A 16,625-nucleotide genomic window follows, 5' to 3' on the forward strand; every position below is an offset into this window, starting at 1 on the left:
AACCTAAACACATGCGAAATAAAGGAGCGATTCGTCTACTCGCTATAGTCTTTGCGCTGGTGAGTTTGTATCAGTTGACATTTACTTACGTTACCAAATCAGTTGAAAAGACAGCTCAGGAATACGGAGCTGGCGATAATGACAAGGAACAAGCTTATCTTGACTCCATTAGGGGTGAGGGAGTTTACAATTTTCTTTGGATTAAAGATTATTCTTACAAAGAGTGTAAAGAATTAGAGTTGAATCTTGGTCTTGACCTTAAGGGTGGTATGAATGTTACCATGGAGGTTTCTGTTGTTGATATTATTAAGGCCATGGCCAATAATAGCAAGGATGAAACTTTTGTAGCAGCCATAGCAAAAGCCAAAGCGATGCAAAAGGATAGTCAGAAAGAATTTGTTGCTCTTTTTGGGGAAGCATTCAAATCTATCAATCCTACAGCTCAATTGTCTTCTCCAGATATCTTTGGAACCTTAGAGTTAAAAGATAAAATTAAATTCGGAGCGACTAACGCTGAAGTGTTAAAAGTGATCAAAAAAGAGGCTGATGCCGCTATTGATAATACCTTTAACATTCTTCGTTCTCGTATTGACCGTTTCGGTGTAGCACAGCCAAATATTCAAAAAGCTGATGTTTCAGGTCGTATCATTATTGAACTTCCAGGGATTAAAGATGCTGCTCGTGTACGTAAGTTACTACAAGGAACTGCAAGTCTTGAATTCTGGGAAACTTATAGTGCTAACGAAGTAACTGAGTATTTAAATGCTGCAAACGAAAAATTAGCAGCGATTAATGCGCTTGCTGAACCTACTGAAGATGCAGTAGAAACAGTTGCTGAAGAGGTTAAGGAGGAAGCGAAAGGTGAAGATGTTGCTCTTTTAGATAAAATTGAAGAAACAGCTACAGATTCTGTAACAGATCTTGATGCAAAAGAAATTGCTAAAAAATACCCGCTTTTCTCTGTTTTAAATCCTACACAAAGAGGATCTTCTAAAGCAGTTGTTGGTATGTCTCACATCAAAGATACTGCAAGAGTAAATCAAATTTTGGCAATGCCAGCTGTTAAGTCAGTAATGCCTCGTAATTTGAAATTCTTCTGGGGTGTTAAATCCATTGATGAGGGCGGAAATGTATTTGAATTGTTCGCTATTAAAGTAACAAGCCGCGATGGAAAAGCTCCATTAGATGGTGATGCTGTTGCTTCTGCTCGTGATCAAATCGATCAAAACAATGCGCAGGCAGAAGTTTCGATGAGTATGACTGGTGAAGGTGCTAAAGTATGGGCCCGTTTAACCAAGGATAATGTTAATCGTGCCATTGCAATTGTTTTGGATGGATATGTTTACTCTGCTCCAAATGTGATTAGTGAAATTAAAGGTGGACAGTCTAGTATTAGTGGAGATTTCTCGATTACTGAGGCGAAAGATCTTGCAAACATATTGAAGTCGGGTAAATTACCTGCTCCTGCTCATATTATTGCTGATGAAGTTGTTGGTCCATCATTGGGACAAGAATCAATTCAAAAAGGTATGTGGTCTTTCATCATCGCTTTCTGCTTGGTGTTAGTATATATGTTTTTCTTCTATAGTAAAGGTGCGGGTCTTACTGCAAATGTTGCATTGATTGCCAACTTGTTCTTCATATTTGGAATATTAGCTTCCTTGGGTGCTGTGTTAACTTTACCTGGTATTGCGGGTATTGTATTAACAATTGGTATGTCGGTTGATGCGAACGTACTTATTTATGAACGTATTCAGGAAGAGCTAAAAAGTGGTAAAGGATTAAGTCTTGCTATCTCTGATGGATACAAGAATGCATATTCGGCGATTATTGATGGTAACATTACAACTCTTTTAACTGGTATTATTCTTTACCTTTTTGGTGAAGGTCCAATTAAAGGTTTTGCAACTACATTGGTAATTGGTATTTTCTCCTCTTTATTTGCAGCAATCTTTATCACCCGATTAATTTTGGAAGCTTCTCTTAAAAAGAATCGTAACATTACTTTTACAACTAAATTTACTGATGGTTGGTTGCGTAATTCAGCAATTAAATTTCTTGAGAAAAGAAAAATATTCTATGTGATTTCAGGTATTGCGATTCTTGTTAGTATTGGATCTCTTGCAACAAGAAGTTTAAATCAAGGTATCGATTTTACCGGAGGTAGAACATATGTTGTTGCTTTCGATCAGGAAGTTTCAGTTGCAGATATTTCTAAGTCGTTAGAAACTGTTTTTGGACACCATCCAGAAGTGAAAACTTTTGGTGGAGATTCTCAGGTGAAAATTACTACAAGATATAAAATTGAAGAAGATGGTATTGAGGTTGATGATGAAGTAGAAGAATTGCTTTACACAGGTTTGAAGCCATATTTGACCGATGGAACTACTAAAGCTGATTTCCTTTCGAACAACAGAAAAATGTCGCAAAAAGTTGGTCCTACTATTGCTGATGATATTCGTCAGTCTGCAGTTTGGTCAATCTTGTTTGCTCTTATCGTGATTTTCCTTTACATCATGATTCGTTTCTCGAACTGGCAGTATGGTTTAGGAGCTATAGCTGCTCTTGCTCATGATTCAATCATTGTATTGGGTATTTTCTCATTGTTTTACGGAAGGTTGCCATTCTCACTTGAGGTAGATCAGGCATTTATTGCGGCGATACTTACGGTGGTAGGTTATTCTATAAATGATACCGTGGTTGTTTTTGACCGTATTCGTGAGTACATTGGATTGCATCCAAAACGTGATCGCGCTGAGGTTGTGAATAGTGCCTTGAATAGTACATTGCGTCGTACTTTTAGTACTTCGTTATCTACAATGGTAGTATTATTAGCCATCTTTATTTTCGGTGGAACTTCAATCCAAGGATTTACATTTGCATTGTTAGTCGGAGTAATGGTAGGTACCTATTCTTCACTTTTCATTGCAACACCAATTGCTTTTGACACAAGTTTACGTCTTCAAAAAGCGGTTGCTAAAAAGAAATAATCTATTTCTGATTATAAAATCATCCCTCGAACCATATGGTTTGAGGGATTTTTTTTGCATTGTATTGAATCGAATGCCAATCTTATTCTTGATTTAAATTATCTTCGGTATATTTGTTTAAAATATGAATCAAATGGATGGTATTCTTTTATTTATTAGTGGCGGCGAAATAGTTGTTGTACTGGTTGTTATTCTTTTGTTGTTCGGATCAAAAAAGATTCCAGAATTAGCTCAAGGATTAGGGAAAGGTATGAAGGAGTTCAAACGAGCAACTGAAGATATTAAAACAGAGATCAAGAAGGAATCAGAGATTCTTGATAATATCAAGGATTTTAAGAATGACCTTACTAAGAAATTGTAATCCTATATTTTAGGTTTTAACATTCCACCAATACTCAGTGTGGAATTTTTTTTTATATTTCAATGGACTATTTATATCTTTTTATAGGTTTCGTTATCCTTTTATATAGCGGTGATTTGTTGGTGAAAGGTGGAGTGGCGATCTCATCTCATTTTAAGGTATCCACTCTTGTTGTTGGTGTAACTGTTGTTTCGTTTGGAACATCGGCACCTGAGCTTTTTGTTAGTTTAGACGCGGCTCTTCATGGTAGCCCGGATATTGCCATTGGTAATGTTATTGGTTCTAATATTGCCAATATTACCTTGGTGCTTGGTTTTACGGCTATTTTAATGCCGTTACCGGTTCGAAGTAATTCAATAAAATTTGATTGGCCTTTTATGATGGGTGCATCAATCCTATTTTATCTTTTTATTTTGAATCAACAATTGGAGTATTACGAAGGAATCATCTTTGTAATTCTTTTGATTGTATTTATGGTGTGGACAATATGGAAATCAAGAAAGGAGAGTCGGGGACTATCGACCGAGTTCAAATCTGCTAAACATTCAATATTTAGTTCTGTGCTATTAATTATTGCAGCCTCAGTAGGTTTATATTTTGGCGCAAATTTATTGGTAGATAGCGCTAAAAATATCGCACTCGATTTTGGGGTGAGTGAACGCGTCGTTGGATTAACTTTGGTGGCTTTCGGAACATCAGTTCCTGAGTTGGCAACTTCGGCTGTTGCAGCTTATAAGAAGGAAATGGATATATCCATTGGAAATATTATTGGTTCTAATATATTTAATATTTTAGGGGTATTGGGAGTTACATCAATCATTAAAAATATTTTTGTTAGTCAGCCAATCATATCATCCGATATTTTCGTCATGTTAGGTGTATCTTTTCTTTTGTTTTTACTGATTTTGCCCTTGCATAAAGGAAAACTTCAGCGTTGGAAAGGATTTTTACTGCTTTCGGTTTATTTGATTTATATCTATTCGGTTTTCACGAAGTAATTCATTTGTATGATAACAGCTAATCAAATTAAAAAGAGTTTTGGAACAGTTGATGTCTTGAAGGGAATCGATCTGAATATTACAAAAGGAGAAATTGTTTCTGTGGTTGGTGCCAGTGGAGCAGGTAAAACAACGCTTTTGCAAATCCTCGGGACTTTAGAACGTCCTGATTCAGGGAAGGTATTTTTCGATGGTGTTGATATTACATCTTATAATGAGAAAGAGTTATCTGCATTCCGAAATTCAAACATTGGCTTTGTGTTTCAGTTTCATCATTTGCTTCCTGAATTTACAGCCATAGAGAATGTTTGTCTTCCAGCATATATTGCAAAAAAATCTAAAGCCGAAGCCACTTCCAAAGCAAAGGAATTATTGGAAATGCTGAACCTTGGTCATCGAATGGATCACAAACCTTCCGAACTTTCAGGTGGGGAGAAGCAGAGAGTTGCTGTGGCTAGAGCCCTGATTAACGATCCTGTTGTGATTTTGGCTGATGAACCTTCTGGTAATCTAGATTCAAAAACCCGTCAGGAACTTCATGAATTGTTTTTTACTTTGCGCGATCGTTTCAATCAAACATTTGTGATCGTAACTCACGATTCGGAATTGGCAGATTTGTCTGACCGGAAAATTGTTATTTCAGATGGTTTAATTGATGAGAACAACTAATTTTTCATTTTCGGATTTAAAAGAATTTTTGGAAGAGAAATACGATTTATACAATCGGGAATCTTTCATTACCACCGATCCTATCCAAATTCCACGCACTTTTTCAAAGAAAGAAGATGTTGAAATTGCAGGTTTCTTGAGCGCAAGTATTGCTTGGGGACAAAGACCAACTATAATTCGGAATGCCAAGTGGTTGGTTGATAGAATGGATCAACAGCCTCATGAATTTATTCTGAATGCTTCCAATACCGATTTCGAAGTCTTCAAATCATTTAAGCATCGTACTTTTAACGGTGATGATTGTATTTTCTTTTTAAAAGCCTTACAAAATATTTATAAAAACCACGGAGGGTTGGAAAATGTTTTCGCAAAAGGCACTGATGATTCAGGTACTGTAAAAGGCGCATTAGCCTATTTTAGGGATGTGTTTTTTGAAGCTGAGCACTTGGACCGAAGTCAGAAACATATCTCGAATGTAATGAAGAAATCTGCGGCAAAGCGATTGAACATGTATTTGAGGTGGATGGTTCGCAATGATGATCGTGGGGTTGATTTCGGTTTGTGGGATCAAATATCATCGGCAGATTTATATTTGCCTTTAGATGTGCATACAGGAAATGTGGGTCGTAAATTGGGTTTGCTAACAAGAAAACAAAACGATTGGCAAGCTGTTGAGGAAATAACAAAAAATCTAGGAAAGTTTGATCCTGCAGATCCCATTAAATACGACTATGCCTTATTTGGCTTGGGTGCTTTTGAAAAATTTTAGTGTGAATGGCAAATAACTATTTTGAGTTTAAACAGTTTCGAATCGATCAGGAGGGTTCTGCTATGAAAGTGGGTACGGATGGTGTTCTACTTGGTGCTTGGGCAGATATTTCGAAAGCCAATCGAATTTTGGATGTTGGAACAGGAACTGGCCTTATTGCAATGATGATAGCTCAGAGGAGTAATTCGGAAGTCAAAATTGATGCTGTCGAGATTGAATCATCCTCTTATCAACAAGCTGTTAATAACTTCGAAAATTGTCCGTGGAGTTTAAAAATTAATGCATTTCATCTTTCTTTTCAGGATTTTTGCCAAAGTACTACAGCTAGGTACGATGCGATTGTAAGTAATCCGCCTTATTTTTTGAATGGTTTAAAAGCGAAAGGTGAATCGCGCACACAGGCTCGTCATGCCGATCATTTGCCCTTTGAAGATTTATTGGAAGGAGCAATTAAACTATTGACAGAATCAGGAATTTTATCTGTTGTTCTGCCTGTTGAAGAAGGAGAATATTTTGAGCGATTGGCAAGATTAACTGGTTTTTATCTGAAAAGGAAGTTTTCGGTTCTTCCTAATCCTGGGAAACCGGTTAAAAGGTATTTACTCGAATTTTGTTTGCAGAAGTGTGAGCCTCAATTCGCCGAATTAATAGTGGAAAATGGACAAAGACATGTTTATTCTCCCGAATATATTGATCTCACAAAAGACTATTATTTAAAGTTTTAAGTTTTATTACTTAGGCTTTGTTGTAATTTTAAAATTCGTCCACCATTCCGTAAGTTCAAAAGGAGTTTGATTGTAACCGACTTTTAGTTTTTCCATCCGTTTATTAATGTATTCTTTACTGCTTAAGGCTGAATGGTATTCTTCATTTGCTTCATTAATACTAGCAATGCCAATGCCTATTATTTCATCTCCAGACAAGTTCTCAGAATAAAATTCGCTCATTAATACTCGCAGATGATAACTAAATAAAACTCCCTTTTTTGAGCTGAGTTTTACTTTATAAGTCTCTTCCTCTTGCAGAGTACTGATGGACAATGTCTCATTTTTTTTGGTATTGACAACCTCGTAAACCTGAAAACGATCCAGTAATTCCTCATTGAATTCTATCAATGAAAAATGTGTTAAGTAATTTATAAATGTTTCTTCTGAATAGGGGGATTCTGCCGGCATTGGAAAGTTAATCGCATAGTTGTTTTTGAGTTTACTTTCAGGATCAAACCAAACGCTAAGGCCTAAGTTGTATATTTTTCTTACTGTATTTGTTGAGTTTGTTTCAAGAATGATATCCATGTATTGATCATTATTGAAAATTTTAATACTTATTTGGTCATCAGCATTGTAATAATTTGCCTCGGTAGTTGCATATATTTCGGAATTGAAATTTCTTTCATTTTGCCAATAAGTAGGTATTTGATTCTTTATTGCGCAAGAATTAAAAGTGAATAAACCTGCTAAAAAAGCAAATTGAATAAATCGAGACATGTGTTTTCGTATAATTGATATAGATCAAAAATATAAAAAAGAGGATGATCTCTAATGAAAAACGTCAGTAAATGTAAGGAAGTATCTATAAATCTATTTCTTCTTCGATAAATTGTATGCCCAAATTTTCCAGTTCGGCCAAAATTGGTTCGTAAAGTTCAGGAGAAATAGGAATTTGAACTCCTTTCAAATTAATCTGATCTTTAGCTAGTAGTTTTGTTGCTATGGCTAAAGGAGTTCCAACGGTATAAGACATGGCCGTATTTTCTCTATCACTTCCTTCAAAGGTCATCGATGAAATGATTCTTTTCTTTTTGCCGTTGACTTCAAAATCAAAAAGGTGCTGCATTACCAGCAGATCTCTGTCTGAAGGTTCAAGAGCCCATTTTTGTTCCAGAATTTTCTGAAGAATCAATGCGGGAGTGGCATTTTTTAAACCTACGATTTCATCGGAAAATAAACCAAGCCATTTTAGTTTATTCATTATAATGGAGTTCGTACCTATTTTTGTAAAGTCTGCTAAGTTTTCTTCCACTGATTTTTCACTATCGGGTAAAAAGCTTAATAAATAATCGAGATAGGTAAGCTTGTGAGATCCTTTCATTTCATAAGTGTCATCGGTACAGCCCAATTGAACAAGTACATCCCAGGCTTCGCAGTAACCAGGTCGGCGCATGGTTCCTCTCATAATGGTTGGAATATCTTTCAGTCCATATAAATCACAATATTGTAATGAATCTCTGTTTGGATAAACTTCAAAATCGTCATAGCCCGAAATTTGGGTTTTCGTAAGAGTAGAGAATAGTTTGTGATAAGGAATGTATTTGTAATGACCGTTTTCTTTGAATTGTGCGGTTCCTTGTCCTGCCAACACAACATTTCTGGGATTCCACGAAAGTTTATAATTCCAAGGGTTGCTATCACAGTCTGGAGCTACCAAGCCACCGCAAAACGATTTAAATGTTTCTATTTTTCCGCCACGTTCTTTAATCCGATTGATTATTTTCATGGCCGACATATGATCAAGTCCCGGATCAACTCCAAGTTCATTCAGAAAGGAAAGACCTTTTTCTTTGGCTTCTTCGTCTAATTCCATCATCTCAGGAGATACATAGGATGGTGTTAACAGGTGTTTCCCATGCCGCAAACACTCCTTGGCAACAATAACGTGCATAGAAGCAGGAACCATACTTACAACAATATCAGCCGCCGAAATCTCTTCGGTTCTTTGTTCTAAGTCCTTTAAATTAAATCGGAGAGCTATCCCATTAGGGTGATTGTTGATTTTTTTCTGTGCACTTTCAAGAGACATATCACCAACTGTAATTTTCCAATTGTTGTTTTCAGAATGTTTTAATAAGTATTGAATTAAACTGGTTGCTGAAAGACCTGCGCCAATAATTAGAATATTTTTCATTTTTTTGTCCTTAGTGTATGTTCTGCTTTCTATAAATTTAGAATAAAGCAGTTAAAAAGCTATAGTATATTCGATAGTTTTTTAGCGATGATTTTTTTGAATGCTAATTATTACTTTCAAAGAGTGCCTAATTTGAACCTTGTAAAAAGTTTAAAATTAGGTAATATTACTTGTTAAGTATATGAATATTTTCAAACACTCCTGCAAAAAACATGAGAATTGTTCTGGTTTTTATTTTCTGATCTCTAAATCGGAATGAGTATATTTGTTCAAGAAAGATAAAAAATTGAGTAACCTCTAAATATATTAACTCCTTGGTACAAGCTAGAAAAGCCGTTGAAACCCCATTAATGAAGCAGTATTATCAGATGAAAGACAAGCATCCTGATGCTATTATGCTGTTTAGGGTGGGTGACTTTTACGAAACATTTTCTGATGATGCAATTCGTGCTTCTGAAATTTTAGGAATTACCCTAACCAAACGTGCAAACGGATCTGCATCCTATGTTGAATTGGCAGGATTCCCGCATCATGCAATTGATACCTACCTGCCTAAATTGGTGCGGGCAGGAATGCGTGTGGCCATAGTTGAGCAATTGGAAGATCCGAAGAAAACAAAAACTCTCGTTAAGCGGGGGATTGTCGAGTTGGTAACTCCAGGTGTATCCTATAATGATAACGTTTTGGAGCATCGCGAGAATAATTTTCTTGCTTGCATTCATATGGAGAAAAAATCAGCTGGAATCGCTTTTTTGGATGCTTCGACAGGTGAGTTTTTAACTGCAGAAGGAAATTTTGAATACATCGACAAGTTATTGGGTAATTTTCAACCTAAGGAGGTCTTGTATCAGAGAGGGAAAGAAAAGCAGTTCCATGAATTATTTGGTGGCAAGTTCTATACTTTCACCATGGATGATTGGATGTTTACCGAAAGTGCTGCGAAGGATCGATTGCTTCGTCATTTCGAAACCACTTCTCTGAAAGGCTTTGGGGTTCAGACTCTTCGCGATGGAATTATTGCATCAGGTGCGGTTTTGCATTATCTTGATATTACCAAACACTCTAAGGCGGCTCATGTTACTCAGCTTTCGCGGATAGAGGAAGACAGGTATGTGTGGTTGGATAAATTTACAGTGCGAAATTTAGAGCTGTTTGGAGCGCTAAACGATGGGGCAGGTACTTTATCGGGTGTCATGGATAAAACTTTATCGCCAATGGGAGCTCGTCTTCTTAAAAGATGGATTGCGCTTCCTTTAAAAGATGCTGCTCTTATTACCGATCGATTAAGTGTTGTTAACTATTTTTTCAATAAGGAAGAGGTTTCTCTTAGTATAGGAGATGAAATTCAGCAAATAGGAGATCTGGAAAGGATCATTTCCAAGGTTGCTGTTGGCAGAGTTAGTCCACGGGAAGTTGTTCAGTTAAAAAATGCCTTACTGGCAATTGACCCTATTCGTAACTATTGTATGGCAAGTGGTAACGACGGTTTGCTAAAAATAGGAGATCAATTAAATCCATGTGCTTCGGTTCGTGAAAAAATTCAAAAAGAGATTCATGCCGATCCACCTAACATGGTTAGTAAAGGTGGAGTAATTGCTGATGGTGTTTGTGAAGAGTTGGATGATTTAAGGAAAATATCTTTTACGGGTAAAGATTATTTACTTCAGATGCAGATGCGTGAGATTGAGAGAACAGGAATAACTTCTCTTAAAATTGCCTTTAACAATGTGTTTGGATACTATATCGAAGTAAGAAATACCCACAAAGATAAAGTTCCGGAGGAATGGATTAGAAAGCAAACTCTGGTAAGTGCCGAGAGATATATTACACAGGAATTAAAAGATTACGAAGAGAAAATATTGGGTGCTGAAGAAAAAATTCAGGCTTTGGAAACTCGCTTGTACAATGAGTTGGTTTTGGGTATTGCCGATTATATTTCAACCATTCAGTTAAATGCGGCTATGATTGGTCGTTTGGACTGTTTGTTGTCTTTTGCGAAATTGGCCAAAGAGAACAATTACAATTGTCCGAGCATCAATGATTCTGAAATTATTGATATCAAACAGGGAAGGCATCCGGTTATTGAAAAGCAACTGCCCATTGATGAAAAATACATTGCCAACGATGTTTACCTGGATAATGAAAGTCAGCAGGTAATTATTATTACAGGGCCAAACATGGCAGGTAAGTCAGCCTTGTTGCGTCAAACAGCCTTAATTGTACTAATGGCTCAAATAGGAAGCTTTGTGCCTGCTAAGGAGGCGAATATTGGTTGTGTCGATAAGATTTTTACCCGTGTGGGAGCTTCGGATAATATTTCATTGGGCGAATCTACTTTTATGGTTGAAATGAACGAGGCGGCTAGTATTCTTAATAATCTTTCATCACGAAGTCTGATTTTGTTTGATGAATTGGGTCGAGGAACAAGCACCTACGATGGAATCTCAATCGCCTGGTCGATTGTGGAATATATTCACGAAAATAGCAATAGTAGAGCAAAAACGCTGTTTGCAACTCACTATCATGAGCTAAACGAAATGGAAAAGTCATTTTCAAGGGTGAAAAATTTTAATGTTTCGGTAAAGGAAGTGGATAATAAAGTTATTTTCTTGCGAAAATTAGTTTCCGGAGGATCCAATCATAGTTTTGGTATTCATGTCGCCCGAATGGCCGGAATGCCCAAATCTATTGTGAAACGAGCCGATGAAATATTGCTTCAGTTGGAAGGGAAACAGAATGGAGAATCCCTCGCGAAGCCGATTGGTGAGATTGCACAACAGCGAGAAGGATATCAAATGAGTTTCTTTCAGCTCGACGATCCTGTGCTTTTACAGATTCGAAATGAAATCTCCGATTTGGATATCAATAATCTGACACCAATAGAAGCGCTAAATAAGCTGAATGAGATAAAAAAGATCTCCGGATTATAAAAAAAGTAAAAAAAAAGTGAGTGTCCCATATTTAGTGGCTTTTGATGTGTACTGCCTGAATTTCAACGAGTCAGTATCCTCTAATTTGTAATGTATTTTAGGCTGATTTAAAAAAAATGAAGCAAATGGAATATTTCTTTTGCAGAATCAAAAAATACGTATATATTTGCATCGCAATTGGGAGAACAACGGTTCACTTTTAAAAGCAAAATGCGAGAATAGCTCAGTTGATAGAGCACAACCTTGCCAAGGTTGGGGTCGCGAGTTTGAGTCTCGTTTCTCGCTCAAAATCCGAAAGGATGCCCAGGTGGTGGAATTGGTAGACACGCTGGACTTAAAATCCAGTGGCTTCACGGCCGTGCGGGTTCAAGTCCCGCCCCGGGTACAAAATCCCCTGTAAACAGCAATGTTTACAGGGGATTTGTTTTTTTTGGAACGAAAGGAGGAACGTTTGAGAGTATTAAAATTCAGAACCAAATTACTAGATAAGCTCAAAAGTGCATTTCACCATCCTTTTTAAGAACCCATTTAAGCGGTCTGTAACTCTAGCTGGATAATCACTCAAATTCCAATGCAATCATTCAAAGCCACAAAAAGAACGATATAGGTCTTTGATTCTATAATTAAAGCAATAAGACTTCTCATAAACGTTTTCTCTAAAAAACGAACGAGTATTTAGCGTGTAGACCTAACATCGGTTTTGGTTTTACTATTTCCTTTTGCTTAATAAGCCTGAATAATTGAAGAACAAAAAAAGTCAATATTCTATAAAGGTTATTGACTTTTTTAAGTGTAGGAGCACAATTTATCAATTCAGAAGTAAGGTTCCGATCTAATCGTATGATTTTATCTTTTGAATAATCTCAGGAAATTCGGCAAGTTTTCGTCTAATTTTATCAATATCAAACGACTGTAATCCCACATTTAATTCCACACAATAATTATCTAAAAATCCGCATCCTTTCTCTTTCGAAAAACTATTTAGTTGATTGTAGAACTCTTCTATTTCGAAAATAATTAAATCATCCTTTACCTTTTCCCAGTGTGGAATAAATTTATTCTGAAGAGTTTCTAATACCATTGGGATTTTCTCTTTACAAATTTCGGTTATCTCAAACAATTCATCTTTTTCAACAACGGGTTCTATCTCATCAAAATTATTTGGTAGAAATTTCTTCAAAACTCCATAAACATCTTTTCGTAGTGCTGGTTTTTGCAAGAAAGCATCAAAAAGATCATTAATTTTATTCGTATCTGTACTCATTGTTGAGGCAGTAAATGCAACAACAGGAATGTGTTTCAATCTATCATCCTTTTTGATTATTTCTGTTGCAGCGTACCCGCTTATTCCAGGCATAAGAATATCCATAAAAATAATATCGGGAATTTCAGAACTTAAAATATCCAATGCTTGTTCTCCATTTTCAGCTTCCAAAAAAGTAACCGTATCAGAATCAATTATCCTTTTTAATACTTTTATGTTGAATTCAACATCATCAACAATTAAAATTTTTCCTGAATTTAAAACGAGTTTCTTTTGCTCTGTCTTTTTTCCATTTGAGGAATCTGCAATTTCAGTGACTTTTACAGTTTTAAAATTCAAGGTGAAAGTTGCCCCTTTTCCCGGACTGCTTTTTATCTTTATATCCGCATTTAAACTTTTTAGTAACCCACTTACAATTGAAAGACCTAAGCCTGTTCCTTCATAATGACGATTACTTTGTCCGCTTTGCTGGGTAAAAGCCGTGAAAATAAGTTCTTGTTGATCTTTTTTTATTCCAATTCCAGTATCTTCAATACTAACCATCAAATTAATTTCATTTTCAACCGTACTCGGTGTCTGCCAAATAGACACATGAATATAACCTTTTGCCGTAAATTTGACGGCGTTGCCTATGATATTAAATAATATTTGATGAAACCGAACTTCATCCATAAAAATATGGCTTGGCACCGATGGATCAATATTGACATCAAAACCCAAATTTTTCTCTTCGATTTTTTGTTTGAGAATTTGTTTTATATCATGAAGTACCCTTCTGATGTCCATTGGTTCAATGTGAAGAGACAATTTCCCAGACTCTATTCTCGACAAATCAAGAATATCGTTAATGAGTACCAGTAAATTACGTCCACTTGACAAAACTGTGTGCAGATAGGATTTGTGTAACTCATTGGTAACATTATCATGCAACCATTCACTAAACCCCAAAATGGCATTCATAGGAGTCCTGATTTCATGAGATACATTGGCTAAAAATTCCGATTTAACTCTCGAGGCATCTTCCGCTTTTAATTTAGCAATCTGCAGCTGTTTTTCGTTTTCTTTAAGTTCCGTAACATCTCTAATGATGGCAAGTACAACATCTCCTTTCAATTTAACAAAACGAGTTTCATAATACTCAATTACGTTTCGCTTAAGAAGTGAAAAATCAAACTTAAACTTTTCCAAGGCAAGGCATTCCTTTATAGCAATCATAAAAGAATTAGCCAAATCGGTATCAAATAATAAGTTCAGATAATCAACAGAACCTTCCTTGTATTTACTAAATAATCCGTCTGTATAATTTGGCGAGTCTATTGAGATTATTTTGCCCGATGCGGAAATTCGTATAATTTGATCGGGAATAGAATTAATTATGCCTGAATTTTCCTGAGCCTGAATTGCAAGTTTCGTGTTTATTTCATTGCTGATGAATGCATTGGATATTAAATTCGATATAGTACGAAGAAGTTCCTGTTCGGATTTACTCCAAACTCGTGCGGTATTACATTCATCAAATCCTATAAATCCAAGAAATTCTCCCTCAAGCAAAAGAGGCAATGCAATAATGGACTTAATATTTTGGGCTTCAAGTATTACTTTAATATCATCAGGTAATGTTGTAATGTCATTAGCACAAATAATGCCTTTAGTTAACAGCAACTCTTTAAAGGATGAAATTTCAGCATAGGCGATATTTTGAAGTTGTGTTATCTGTGGACTAATTCCCTGTTGGCACCACTCATAGGTGTTGCTGGTTGTTAATCCGTCTAAACTATTCTCGAAAATGTAAACTCGACTTGCTTTAATATGTTCGCCAATAATTTGAAGTGCTTCCTGTGTTTTCTCTGGGAAATCGCTTAACGTGTTATATTTTAAGGATATCTCAGATAAAATTTCTTGTTGTTTTAGATTATTGGCAATTTCTAGTTCGTAATTTTTCCGTTCGGTAATATCAACCATAACGCCACGAATACCAACAACTGTATCTCCACTATACATTGGTGATGAATAGACTAATACGGGGAAGGATTCACCATTTTTTTTAATCGCATTGTATTCATTTGAATAATTTCCTCCACTTTTAAGGATATCTTCAATTCGATTTTGAACCCGTTTTCGATCTTCCTGACTAAAAATACTGAACACATTGAAAGATTCAGCTAATAGTTCATCACTGGTATAACCAAATTTTAATAAGGCAAATTGATTTGCATAGGTTACTTTTCCTCGCGTATTTATTTCGCAAATTAATTCAGGCAAAAATTCGGTAAGTTCCCTATAACGCTTTTCACTTTTCTTTAAATCAATCTGAACGAGTTTTTGCTCTGTAATATCATGAGCCACAATAATTACATTTTGATAATTACATTCAGGAGAAGCGACCACCTGATTTGATCCATCCATTCGAAAACAAAGTTTCTTATCACATTTCAGACATTTATCTTCTGAAAACTGAACGGTGACTCCGAACCATTTTTCATTGGTTACATTTAAATGCAATTTTAGTTCAAAGTAATTAACACAATTTTTTTTGAGAAATTGACGGCTGAGGAATCTAATTATTTGAGTTCTTTTTTTAGGATCAATAAAATTATAGATGTTATCTCCGAGTAAATCAGATTTCCCATCACCTAAAATTTTACCTGCAATTTGATTGGCATAAACAATTTTTCCACTTAAATCAGTTTTTAAAATCAAGTCGTTTATGCTCTCAACAAGAATATGATATTCATTTTCAGTAGATATGAGTTTTTGGGTCCTCTCCTCAACCAAATGTTCTAACTCAGAGTTTAGAATCATCAATTGCTTATTGGATTTGAACAACTGAAGTGATTTATCTTCCAATAATTTTTCAGCTTCAATCCTTGCACGTTGCTCCCGCTCCAGCTTTCTTTCCAAAATATCAAATTCCTTTGCCATGTGTTTTTTTGATCGTAAATAAAACTTTTGACTGATCGCTATTTAGTACTTCTTTTTTAACTGTGGCCTCTTCATTAAAATATTTCAGACAAGATGTGATCATACCCTCTGCAAAATCGCCCATCTTTCTACTCGACGAATATTCAAGTATTAATTCCTGTTCTGTTTTTGAAATGGTCAAAATTGATGGCAATTGTGCATCTGGATAAAGCTTCAAAACTTCTACATGTATTGTGTCTTCAATATTGTATAACAGAGTAAATGCATCGGTATATTTTTCTGTAAGATGAGGATAAGCACTCATAAATTTATCGAATACATATTCACCGTAAACTGTCAATAACTGCGAAAAAGGAACATCAATATTTTTGCTTAATTCTTTTACCAATAAAAATAACTCCTCGTGCGGATAAGTTCCAACGGAAGTATAAGCTCCATTACTTTCTATTTTTGAATCGATAATTATTTGATCCACTAGATTGTAGCCAAATTTTTTTTCCACCATCTGAAGAAATTCCCTAAAAACAATACCTTTCATTTTACTCTATATCTTAAATTAAACGAAACCATAATTTACAATGAACGTATCCACACTGTATTATCATTAATTCAATACCTGTTTTTGCTCTTTCCGTCAAAAATATTGATTCTTTAATAAAATACATAATTAAATAATTTGGATAGCAATTAATTGGGAATAATTATTCAAACCAGCCCCCCCCAATTGGACTTTTTTAGTGAAATTATATGCATGTAAATTTAAATACGTAAATATTTCATTAAGGTTATTAACAATAACAACTTAGCTTTTTTTAATC

At 35.5% G+C, this 16,625-nt stretch carries 11 protein-coding genes and 2 tRNA genes; 9 read left to right on the top strand and 4 right to left on the bottom strand.

The window, feature by feature from the left end; translation table 11 throughout:
* Positions 1–11: 11 nt before the first annotated feature.
* The 6 genes from secDF (at position 12) to ALGA_RS10730 (ending at position 6,512) form a co-directional block, all read left to right on the top strand.
* Positions 12–2,990 (top strand): protein translocase subunit SecDF, encoded by a 2,979-nt coding sequence (secDF, locus tag ALGA_RS10705; RefSeq protein WP_096429297.1) that lies wholly within the window; start codon positions 12–14, stop codon positions 2,988–2,990.
* 133 nt (positions 2,991–3,123) lie between these two features.
* Positions 3,124–3,351, top strand: a complete 228-nt coding sequence (gene tatA, locus ALGA_RS10710; RefSeq protein WP_197705741.1) for a twin-arginine translocase TatA/TatE family subunit — start codon at positions 3,124–3,126, stop codon at positions 3,349–3,351.
* Between the two features lie 62 nt (positions 3,352–3,413).
* On the top strand, positions 3,414–4,349 hold the full coding sequence (locus ALGA_RS10715; protein ID WP_096429299.1) for a calcium/sodium antiporter: 936 nt from the start codon (positions 3,414–3,416) through the stop codon (positions 4,347–4,349).
* Positions 4,350–4,358: 9 nt separating this feature from the next.
* A complete protein-coding gene (locus tag ALGA_RS10720; protein WP_096429300.1) occupies positions 4,359–5,018 on the top strand; it encodes an ABC transporter ATP-binding protein in 660 nt (219 codons plus the stop codon).
* Positions 5,005–5,787 carry a TIGR02757 family protein gene (locus ALGA_RS10725; RefSeq protein WP_096429301.1) on the top strand — a complete coding sequence of 261 codons (783 nt, stop codon included), beginning with the start codon at positions 5,005–5,007 and terminating at the stop codon, positions 5,785–5,787. Before ALGA_RS10720 ends, ALGA_RS10725 begins: the two co-directional genes overlap by 14 nt.
* Before the next feature lie 5 nt (positions 5,788–5,792).
* A complete protein-coding gene (locus ALGA_RS10730) occupies positions 5,793–6,512 on the top strand; it encodes a tRNA1(Val) (adenine(37)-N6)-methyltransferase (RefSeq protein ID WP_096429302.1) in 720 nt (239 codons plus the stop codon).
* 6 nt (positions 6,513–6,518) lie between these two features.
* Here the strand turns inward: ALGA_RS10730 and ALGA_RS10735 are convergent, their stop codons facing one another.
* Both ALGA_RS10735 and ALGA_RS10740 read right to left on the bottom strand, forming a co-directional pair.
* Positions 6,519–7,274, bottom strand: coding sequence for a hypothetical protein (locus ALGA_RS10735; RefSeq protein WP_096429303.1), 756 nt, complete (start codon positions 7,272–7,274; stop codon positions 6,519–6,521).
* Between the two features lie 85 nt (positions 7,275–7,359).
* Positions 7,360–8,691: a saccharopine dehydrogenase C-terminal domain-containing protein gene (locus tag ALGA_RS10740; RefSeq protein WP_096429304.1), complete on the bottom strand. Its 1,332-nt coding sequence runs from the start codon at positions 8,689–8,691 to the stop codon at positions 7,360–7,362.
* Between the two features lie 350 nt (positions 8,692–9,041).
* On the opposite strand from ALGA_RS10740, the gene mutS reads away from it, so the two are divergent.
* From mutS to ALGA_RS10755, 3 genes are all read left to right on the top strand, one after another.
* Positions 9,042–11,621: a DNA mismatch repair protein MutS gene (gene mutS / locus ALGA_RS10745; RefSeq protein ID WP_096429305.1), complete on the top strand. Its 2,580-nt coding sequence runs from the start codon at positions 9,042–9,044 to the stop codon at positions 11,619–11,621.
* Positions 11,622–11,833: 212 nt separating this feature from the next.
* Positions 11,834–11,906, top strand: a tRNA-Gly gene (locus ALGA_RS10750).
* 16 nt (positions 11,907–11,922) lie between these two features.
* A tRNA-Leu gene (locus ALGA_RS10755) sits at positions 11,923–12,006 on the top strand.
* Between the two features lie 447 nt (positions 12,007–12,453).
* Here ALGA_RS10755 and ALGA_RS10760 read toward each other — a convergent pair.
* On the bottom strand, positions 12,454–15,807 hold the full coding sequence (locus ALGA_RS10760) for a hybrid sensor histidine kinase/response regulator (RefSeq protein ID WP_096429306.1): 3,354 nt from the start codon (positions 15,805–15,807) through the stop codon (positions 12,454–12,456).
* Positions 15,791–16,345 (bottom strand): heme NO-binding domain-containing protein, encoded by a 555-nt coding sequence (locus ALGA_RS10765; protein ID WP_096429307.1) that lies wholly within the window; start codon positions 16,343–16,345, stop codon positions 15,791–15,793. Before ALGA_RS10765 ends, ALGA_RS10760 begins: the two co-directional genes overlap by 17 nt.
* Between the last annotated feature and the right edge of the window lie 280 nt (positions 16,346–16,625).

The sequence above is a fragment of the Labilibaculum antarcticum genome (genome assembly GCF_002356295.1).
Taxonomy (GTDB): Bacteria; Bacteroidota; Bacteroidia; order Bacteroidales; family Marinifilaceae; genus Labilibaculum; species Labilibaculum antarcticum.

Coding starts and splice junctions, on each gene's coding strand:
- secDF (WP_096429297.1), top strand. CDS start 12: ATGCGAAATAAAGGAGCGATTCGTCTACTCGCTATAGTCTTTGCGCTG.
- ALGA_RS10760 (WP_096429306.1), bottom strand. CDS start 15,807: ATGGCAAAGGAATTTGATATTTTGGAAAGAAAGCTGGAGCGGGAGCAA.
- ALGA_RS10725 (WP_096429301.1), top strand. CDS start 5,005: ATGAGAACAACTAATTTTTCATTTTCGGATTTAAAAGAATTTTTGGAA.
- tatA (WP_197705741.1), top strand. CDS start 3,124: ATGGATGGTATTCTTTTATTTATTAGTGGCGGCGAAATAGTTGTTGTA.
- ALGA_RS10730 (WP_096429302.1), top strand. CDS start 5,793: ATGGCAAATAACTATTTTGAGTTTAAACAGTTTCGAATCGATCAGGAG.
- ALGA_RS10735 (WP_096429303.1), bottom strand. CDS start 7,274: ATGTCTCGATTTATTCAATTTGCTTTTTTAGCAGGTTTATTCACTTTT.
- mutS (WP_096429305.1), top strand. CDS start 9,042: ATGAAGCAGTATTATCAGATGAAAGACAAGCATCCTGATGCTATTATG.
- ALGA_RS10765 (WP_096429307.1), bottom strand. CDS start 16,345: ATGAAAGGTATTGTTTTTAGGGAATTTCTTCAGATGGTGGAAAAAAAA.
- ALGA_RS10720 (WP_096429300.1), top strand. CDS start 4,359: ATGATAACAGCTAATCAAATTAAAAAGAGTTTTGGAACAGTTGATGTC.
- ALGA_RS10740 (WP_096429304.1), bottom strand. CDS start 8,691: ATGAAAAATATTCTAATTATTGGCGCAGGTCTTTCAGCAACCAGTTTA.
- ALGA_RS10715 (WP_096429299.1), top strand. CDS start 3,414: ATGGACTATTTATATCTTTTTATAGGTTTCGTTATCCTTTTATATAGC.